This window comes from Halomonas sp. BC04, assembly GCF_000568385.1.
In genome coordinates, this window is sequence record NZ_AZQX01000043.1 from 1 (window position 1) to 8,283 (window position 8,283).

The following is an 8,283-nucleotide window of genomic DNA, read 5'->3' on the forward strand; positions in this document are numbered from 1 at the left end:
GGGGATGTGCTCGACATGGGGTGTGGCGATGGGGTGCTGGCGGCCTGGCTGGCGCGGCGCGGCCACAGGATCACGGCGGTGGACATCAATGGCTTTGCCGTCGAGGCGACCCGGCGCACGCTGGCCGCCAATGGGCTGGAAGGAGAGGTACTGGCCGGCGATGTCTACTCGTCGCTGGAAGCGCGCCGCTTCGCCGCCATCATCAGCAATCCGCCCTTTCACCAGGAGCGCAGCATCGATTACGGCCCCGCCGGACGCCTGATCCGCGAGGCGCCGGCTCACCTACTGCCTGGCGGCGGGTTACTGCTCGTCGCCAATGCCTTCCTGCCGTACCCGGACCTGCTGGAGCGTGCCTTCGGCGGCTTCGAGATACTTGCCGACGACCGTCGCTTTCGGGTCTATCGAGCCCCTGTGGCCGGATCGCGGTAGGCGATATCGGTGATGATGTAGGTGGTATCGCCCGCCGGTGCCTTGACCGTGATCTCGTCATCCAGGGCCTTGCCGAGCAGGGCCTTGGCCAAGGGTGCGTCGACGCTGATCCAGCGCTTGGCGGTGTCGGTCTCGTCGTGGCCGACGATGCGGATGTGCATCTCTTCGCCTTCCTCGTCCTCCAGGGTGACGAAGGCGCCGAAATAGACCTTGTCGGTCGCCGCCGGCAGCCGGTCCACCACCTGCAGTTCGTCGAGGCGTTTGGTCAGGTAGCGGATGCGGGCGATGACCCGGTTGAGCTCCTTCTTGTTGTAGGTGTAGTCGGCGTTCTCGCTGCGGTCTCCCAGTGCCGCGGCTTCGCCCACCTTGGCCGACAGGGCCGGCCGCTTCACCCGGGAGAGATGATCGAGGATGCCCCGCAGGCGTTCCGCCCCCTCGAGGGTGATCAGATTGCTCTTGGGTTCCTGGCGAGGATCCTTGGCCGGGTCTCGCCAGCGGGTCATGTTGCGGCCCTTCATGCCATGCCACTCCTGTTACGGCTGAGTGTCGCAACATACGCCATTCTCCCGTTGCGGGCCAGGCGGTGAACAAGGGAACTGGAAGTTCATTCAAACGTTCGTTACATTGCATGAGCGACCCCCGTCGTACCGTTCGAGAATAACCCCAAGGAGACCGGACATGATTCGACACCATCTACTTGCCGTTGCACTGGGCATCGGCATCGCGCTGGCCCCGCTAGGCAGCGCCGTCGCTTGGGAAGGTGAGGTTGAAGCGCTCAAGCAGCGCTGGGAGCAGATCAATACACAGCGCGCCGAGGGCGATCGTCGACGTGCCCTGAAGTCGCTCGCCGATGAGGCCGAGAGCCTGGCAGAAGCGTATCCCGGAGAGGCCCAGCCCCTGATCTGGTATGGCATCATCGAAGCTTCCCATGCCCGTGAGCGCAGTGGCCTGGGTGCCCTTGGCAGTGCCCGCAGTGCCCGCGACGCCCTGGAAAAGGCCGTCGAACTCGATCCGCAAGGGGGTAACGGTTCGGCGTACGTGACCTTGGGGGCGCTTTATGACCGGGCGCCAGGTCGCCCGGTCGGCTTTGGCAACAGCGATACCGCCGAGCGGATGTTTCAGCGTGCGCTGGAGATTCGCCCGGACGGCATCGACGTGAACTACTACTATGCCGCTTTCCTGGAGGATGAAGACCGCCGTCCGGAGGCCCGTGAACATGCCCGGCGTGCCGTGGAAGGCACGGCGCGCCCGGACCGCGAGCGCTCCGACGAGGCGTTGCGGGAAGAGGCCCGGGCCCTGCTGGCGACGCTCTGATCCTCGCTTTCTGATCCTCTCTTGCTGCCCCTTCCCTTTGCTGCCGTCCGGTCGTCCTGACTGCACGGCAGTTGGCATTTTGGGCCCCGGTCATGATAATGGTCGCCATTCGCCGATTGGAGAATGGCATGTTCAGTACCCACGACCAGCGCCGCGATATCACGCTTCTGCCCGCCTTTTCGGCGGCCGATGTGGAGCTGCGTGAGCGACGCTGCCTCTACCAGGGCTTCTTTCGCCTGGAGAAGGTGAGTCTTCGTCATCGGCTCTTCGAAGGAGGTTGGAGCGGCGAGGTGGTACGTGAGGTGCATTGTCGTCATGATGCCGTGGGGGTGCTGCTCTATGACGTGGAGCGGGATTGCGTCGTACTGGTCGAGCAGATTCGCGCGGGTGCACTGGCCGATCCCGTGTCGCCCTGGAAGCTCGAGGTGGTGGCGGGCCTGGTCGAAGCGGGAGAGAGCCGGGCCGAGGTGGCCCGCCGCGAGGCCGTGGAGGAGGCGGGTTGTTCCATCGACGAATTGATCGAACTGCATACCTACTACCCGAGCCGGGTGCCTGCGATGAGCGGGTCACCCTCTATTGCGCCTGGTCGATTCCAGGGGGTTGGGAGGGGTGCACGGGCTCGACGAGGAACATGAGGACATCCGCGTTCACGTGTTACCGTTTATTCAAGCTTGGGAACTCCTGCAGACTGGTCGACTCGACAATGCCATGTGTCTTATCTCACTTTACTGGCTGTCTGCTGAGCGAGCGTCACTGAGAGCAAGGAGGTAGCGTGGCTAGAACCGCCTATGTGACCGATCTGAAGAGTCTGCAGGGTGAATGCAGTGCCAACTACCTGCGCCTGATCCGGCTGCTCGGCGACCTGGGGGTGGGCGAGACCCGTCAGCTGGAGTTGACCGGGCGCAACGGCCGCTTCGGCGTCCTGCATCTGGAAGTACTTGAGCAGGCGCCCTATACCACCATGGTGCGGGTCACCCAGAGCGGTCTCATGGATGGGATCATCGAGCCGCCGCGCATGCGGGTGCATCTCTATCATGACGTACGCATGGCCGAGGTCACCGATTTTCAGCGCGAGCGCCACTTCGACGGCCGCTACCGCTACCCCAACCTGCGCATGTTCCAGCCCGACGAAAAGTTGCAGCTCAATCGCTTCCTTGGCGAGTGGCTGGCCCATGGCCTGGCTCATGGCCACCCCGCCGACCTGCCCGAACTGCCTTGAAGAGGTCGTTACCTTGATGATCGAGCTGCCCTGATGCGCCTTGTCCAGATTACCGACTGCCACCTCCATGCCGACCCTCGGGCGCGCTCCCGGGCCGGCTTTCCCCTGCGCCAGCTCGAGGCGGTCGTGGAGGCTGCCATCGGCGAACGTCCGGACCTGGTCCTGGTCAGCGGGGATATCAGCCAGGATGAGTCCACCGCCTCCTATGAGCTGGCCCATGGGGTGTTGTCCCGCCTGAGCTGCCCCTGGTACTGGTTGGCCGGCAACCACGACCAGCCGCAGCTGATGGAAGCGGTCAAGGCGATCCACGGTGAGGTCGACCTCGGTGGCTGGCGCCTGCTGGTGCTGGATACCTGCGTGCCTGGCCACGCCCATGGCGAAGTGGGGGCGTCGCGTCTTGCCGATCTGGTGGAGCGCCTCGAGGCGGATGACCGGCCCACGCTGCTGGCGATGCACCACCCGCCGCTTGTCCTGGGCTCGGAATGGCTGGATGCCATCGGCCTCAAGGACCGCGACGCGCTGTGGCGGGTACTGGCGGACTTTCCCCAGGTGAGGATGATCCTCTGCGGCCACATTCACCAGGCGCTGGCCGCGCATCGGCAGGGGGTTGCCGTCTACGGCACCCCATCCACCACCGACCAGTTCCTGCCCGGCTCGGCCGATTTCGCCATCGACGAGGCCTCGCGCCCCGGCTATCGCATCATGGATCTGACCGACAGTGAGTGGTTGACCTGGGTGGAGCGTGTCGACCTCTGAAAGCGCAGCGTTATGCGCATATCGACTAAAAAGATAGGCAATCATTCTTTTACGTTATTATGGTTCCGGCGTTAACCTGTACCGCATGATCCTTCTTGCCCTTTGTCATGCGAGGTACCCGGGCCGATGACTAGTCTTCATGCACCCGCGCGCGAGCCGGTCGCCCAGGCTGCCGCAACGACGCCAGCGCCTCTTTCGCCCCAGCGCCTGACCCATCTCCAGCAGTTGGAAGCCGAGTCCATCCATATCCTTCGCGAGGTGGCGGCGGAATTCAGCAATCCGGTCATGCTCTACTCCATCGGCAAGGACTCCTCGGTGATGCTGCACCTGGCGCGCAAGGCCTTTTATCCCGGGCCGCCGCCGTTCCCGCTGATGCACATCAATACCACCTGGAAGTTCCGCGAGATGATCGAATTCCGCGATCGCATGGCGGCGGATGTGGGCATGGAGCTGATCGAGCACATCAACGAAGAGGGGCGTGCGGCCGGCATCAACCCCTTCGACCACGGCTCCAGTGGCTACACCGACGTGATGAAGACCGAGGCGCTCAAGCAGGCGCTGGACAAGCACGGCTTCGATGCCGCCTTCGGCGGTGCTCGGCGCGATGAGGAGGCCAGCCGTGCCAAGGAGCGGGTCTTCTCCTTCCGTGACAAGTTCCACCGTTGGATCCCAAGAACCAGCGTCCGGAGCTGTGGAACCTCTACAACGCCCGGATCAACAAGGGCGAGTCGATTCGTGCCTTCCCGCTCTCCAACTGGACCGAGCTGGACATCTGGCAGTACATCCATCTGGAGCAGATCCCCATCGTGCCGCTTTACTACGCCGCACCGCGCCCGGTAGTGGAGCGCGACGCATGCTGGTGATGGTCGACGACGAGCGTCTGCCGCTGGCACCCGGCGAGGTGCCCGAGGAGAAGTGGGTGCGCTTCCGGACCCTGGGCTGCTATCCGCTGACCGGTGCGGTGGAGTCCAGGGCCGATACGTTGCCCGAGATCATCCAGGAGATGCTGCTGACCCGCACCAGCGAGCGCAGCGGCCGCGCCATCGACCACGACCAGGCAGGTTCCATGGAGCGTAAGAAGCGCGAGGGGTACTTCTAATGTCACATCAGTCCAGCCTGATTGCCGACAATATCGATCAGTACCTGCACGAGCACGAGAACAAGGACCTGCTGCGCTTCATCACCTGCGGCAGCGTCGACGACGGCAAGTCGACCCTGATCGGCCGATTGTTGCACGATTCCAAGATGATCTTCGATGACCACCTGGCGGCCATCACCCGGGACTCGAAGAAGAGCGGCACCACCGGCGAAGCCGTGGACCTGGCGCTGCTGGTCGATGGCCTGCAGTCCGAACGCGAGCAGGGCATCACCATCGATGTGGCCTATCGCTTCTTCTCCACCGACAAGCGCAAGTTCATCATCGCCGATACCCCGGGGCACGAGCAGTACACCCGCAACATGGCCACCGGGGCATCGAACGCCAGCCTGGCGATCATCCTGATCGACGCCCGCTATGGGGTACAGACCCAGACCCGGCGGCACAGCTTCATCGCCGACCTGCTGGGCATCAAGCACCTGGTGATCGCGGTCAACAAGATGGACCTGGTGGGCTTTGACGAGGCACGCTTCAACGAGATCGTGGCCGACTATCGCCGTTTCGCCGAGCAGTTGTCGGCCACTGACATCCGCTTCGTGCCGATCTCGGCGCTGGAAGGTGACAACGTGGTCAATCGCAGCGATCGCTCGCCCTGGTACATGGTGGATGGCAAGCCCGGCCCGGCCCTGTTGGAGTTGCTGGAAACCGTCGAGGTGTCTCGTGATCGCAACGTGGTCGACCTGCGCTTTCCGGTGCAGTACGTCAACCGTCCAAACCTGGATTTCCGCGGCTATGCCGGCACCCTGGAGGCGGGTGTGCTGCGCCCCGGCCTTGGGATCAAGGTGCTGCCCTCGGGCAAGACCAGCCGCATCGAGCGGGTCGTCACCTTTGACGGCGACCTGGACGCGGCCTGGCCGGGCCAGGCGGTCACCATCACCCTGGAAGACGAGCTCGACATCTCCCGCGGTGACTGGATCGTCGCCGAGGATGCCGATATTGCCCTTTCCAACCGCTTCGATGCCGATATTGTCTGGATGCACGAGCAGCCCCTGGCGCCGGGCCGGCAGGTCGATATTCGCCTGGCAGGGCTCTCGGTCTCCGGTCAGATAGGCGCCATTCATCACCAGGTGGACGTCAACACCCTGGAGCGGCACGGTACCGACCAGCTCGAGCTCAATGCCATTGCCCGCTGCCGCGTTGAGCTTACCGCCGAGGTGGCCCTGGATCCCTACGGGCAGAGTCCCGGTACCGGCAGTTTCATCGTCATCGACCGGCTGACCAATGTCACTGTGGGGGCGGGGATGATTCGCGCCATCGTCGATGTCGATGCGAAGCCGAGCGGCGAGGTTGACTGGGCGGCCTTCGAGGCGGACCTCAATGCGCTGGTGCGCAAGCACTTCCCCCACTGGGAGGCGAAGGACGTGCGCGACTTGCTGACACGCTGAGTATCCGGGGGAATCCTCACGTTCACTTCGAAGCCCTGCTGATACAGCGGGGCTTCGTTCGTTCGGCTGCCGATTCGCTTTTCCAGCCAATGGGTCAAAGGCCCGTTTCAGGCTGGGTCGGCGTGGATCCCCCTGTTCGAGATCACCGTCTGCTTTGAACTCGGTGCGCAATGCGCCACACTGGCCAGTACACCTGCCGGTTGGCTGGTCAGCGACAAGGCACACCGCGCAGGCAGGTGTCACATGGGCTGGACAGGGAGAGTCATCATGCAGGTCGAACTGAGTGAATCGAGATCGCAGCGTGACTTTCCGTCCGGGTTCGTCGCCTGATGGCGCCTCGCAAATCCCCGAGAAAGATTCGTCGCCTGCTTCGCGCCATTGCCAGGCCGATGAAGAGCGATCGCGGCCTTGGCGGTGCCGTCGTGCACCCCTATCGTGGCTATGGCTCCACCCGGGAGGCATTCCTGATGGGGCGTGTTTTTCGCCAGGCGGGCCTGGGCCGTATCATTCCGCCCTATGGCGCCCTGCGCGATATCGCCGACGTGGCGCGGCGCGTCGTGCGGCGCGGGCTGCCGGATGTGAAGGTGCATGTCACCCTGGGTGGCAACGACGTCACGGTGTTGACGGATCAGGACGGCTATTTCAATGCGAAGATCGCGCTGCATGCCCCGCTGCCTCTGGATACCTCATGGCATCGCGCCGACCTTCACGTCGTGACCCATGATGGGGCGGAGCCCATCCACAGCTTCACCGATGTCTATATTCCTCCGGAAGACACCGACCTGCTGGTCATCAGCGATATCGATGACACGGTGATGTATACCGGCGTGGCAAACAAGCTGCGTATGCTCTATCGGCTGTTCGTCAAGCCGGCGCATCAGCGAACCGCCTTCCCCGGCGTGGCCGCCTTCTACCAGGCGCTCTATGTTGGCGAGAGTGAAGCGGCCCGCCGCCCGATCCTGTATGTGTCACGGGGCCCCTGGAGCATCTACGAAATGCTCGAGGAGTTCTTCCAGATGAATGACATCCCGGTGGGGCCGATCCTGTTCCTGCGTGAGTGGGGCATTTCCTGGCGAAGGCCCTGGCCGCGCCGCGCCGAAGAGCACAAGTACGCCTTGATAACCCGGATGCTGGACCTGTTCGAAGACTTGCCCTGCGTACTGATCGGCGACAGCGGGCAGCATGACCCCGAGGTCTATACTCGCATCGTCAAGGAGTATCCGGGGCGAGTGAAGGCCGTCTACATCCGCCGCATCGACAGCCAGGCAGACCGCGAGCGCGCCATCGAAGGCCTGCGACAGGAGATCGCGCATACCGACTGCGAGTTGCGGCTCGCCATCGATAGCATGGCAATGGCGGAGCATGCCCGTAACCGGGGGTTTATCTCCGAGGGCGGACTGCAAGCGGTTCGTCGAGACTCCCGAGACGATTCGGACTAGCCTAGCAGCGGGGCTGAATCGCGCCATGCGGGTTTAAGCCCTGCCTATCCTGCACCGTGAAACCCGCTCTGGTACGCTTTGTCCAATCCTGAGACGCCGTGATCTGCCTTGCCGGAGTGAAACCCTCGATGATCGTGCTACTGATCGCCATGCTGCTGGCCATCTTCCTGCTTCCCAACGCCTGGGCCAACTGGGTGCTGGCACGTCACTCCCGCGGCCGGGACGACTATCCCGGGACCGGCGCCGAACTGGCCGAGCACCTGTTGAGGCGTATGGGCATCGAGGACGTCAAGGTGGAGCTGACCGAGCAGGGCGATCATTACGACCCGCTGGAGCGGCGGGTGCGACTCTCCCGTGATCATTACGAGGGGCGTTCCCTCACCGCCGTGACGGTGGCGGCCCATGAGGTGGGCCACGCGATCCAGCACCATCAGGGCTACGCGCCACTGATCGCCCGGTCCCGCCTGGTGGGTGTGGCGCAGAAGGCCGAGAAGATCGGCGCACTGCTGATGATGGCGGCGCCCTTCCTGTTCATTCTGACGCGCCTGCCGGGGGGGCTCGCCATCGTGGTGGTGGCGGCGGTGA

General features: G+C 63.9%; 8 protein-coding genes and 2 pseudogenes. 9 read left to right on the forward strand and 1 reads right to left on the reverse strand.

Annotation, left to right across the window (positions count from 1 at the left end):
• On the forward strand, window positions 1-429 hold a 429-nt coding region (locus tag Q427_RS03400; RefSeq protein WP_043511011.1), incomplete at its 5' end, for a methyltransferase.
• Here the strand turns inward: Q427_RS03400 and greB are convergent.
• The gene (gene greB, locus Q427_RS03405) at window positions 399-947 is read right to left on the reverse strand and encodes a transcription elongation factor GreB (protein WP_081785792.1); all 549 of its coding nucleotides are present in this window, start codon (window positions 945-947) and stop codon (window positions 399-401) included. The two genes, Q427_RS03400 and greB, sit on opposite strands and share 31 nt — an antisense overlap.
• 160 nt (window positions 948-1,107) lie before the next feature.
• Between greB and Q427_RS03410 the strand changes: the two genes are divergently transcribed.
• From Q427_RS03410 to Q427_RS03445, 8 genes and pseudogenes are all read left to right on the forward strand, one after another.
• Window positions 1,108-1,743 carry a hypothetical protein gene (locus Q427_RS03410; protein WP_043511012.1) on the forward strand — a complete coding sequence of 212 codons (636 nt, stop codon included), beginning with the start codon at window positions 1,108-1,110 and terminating at the stop codon, window positions 1,741-1,743.
• Between the two features lie 128 nt (window positions 1,744-1,871).
• Window positions 1,872-2,514 (forward strand): annotated as a pseudogene (locus tag Q427_RS03415) (NUDIX domain-containing protein).
• Between the two features lies 1 nt (window position 2,515).
• The gene (locus Q427_RS03420; RefSeq protein ID WP_043511015.1) at window positions 2,516-2,962 is read left to right on the forward strand and encodes a DUF1249 domain-containing protein; all 447 of its coding nucleotides are present in this window, start codon (window positions 2,516-2,518) and stop codon (window positions 2,960-2,962) included.
• Between the two features lie 33 nt (window positions 2,963-2,995).
• Window positions 2,996-3,718, forward strand: coding sequence for a phosphodiesterase (locus Q427_RS03425; RefSeq protein ID WP_043511017.1), 723 nt, complete (start codon window positions 2,996-2,998; stop codon window positions 3,716-3,718).
• Window positions 3,719-3,844: 126 nt separating this feature from the next.
• A pseudogene (cysD, locus tag Q427_RS03430) lies at window positions 3,845-4,817 on the forward strand (sulfate adenylyltransferase subunit CysD).
• Window positions 4,817-6,259: a sulfate adenylyltransferase subunit CysN gene (gene cysN / locus Q427_RS03435; RefSeq protein ID WP_043511019.1), complete on the forward strand. Its 1,443-nt coding sequence runs from the start codon at window positions 4,817-4,819 to the stop codon at window positions 6,257-6,259. The pseudogene cysD and the gene cysN overlap by 1 nt, the downstream one beginning before the upstream one ends.
• A 329-nt stretch (window positions 6,260-6,588) precedes the next feature.
• Entirely contained in the window at window positions 6,589-7,698 is a 1,110-nt protein-coding gene (locus Q427_RS03440) for an App1 family protein (RefSeq protein ID WP_043511021.1), read from the forward strand.
• A gap of 128 nt (window positions 7,699-7,826) precedes the next feature.
• Window positions 7,827-8,283 (forward strand): zinc metallopeptidase (locus tag Q427_RS03445; RefSeq protein WP_043511025.1); only part of this gene is annotated, 457 nt, incomplete at its 3' end.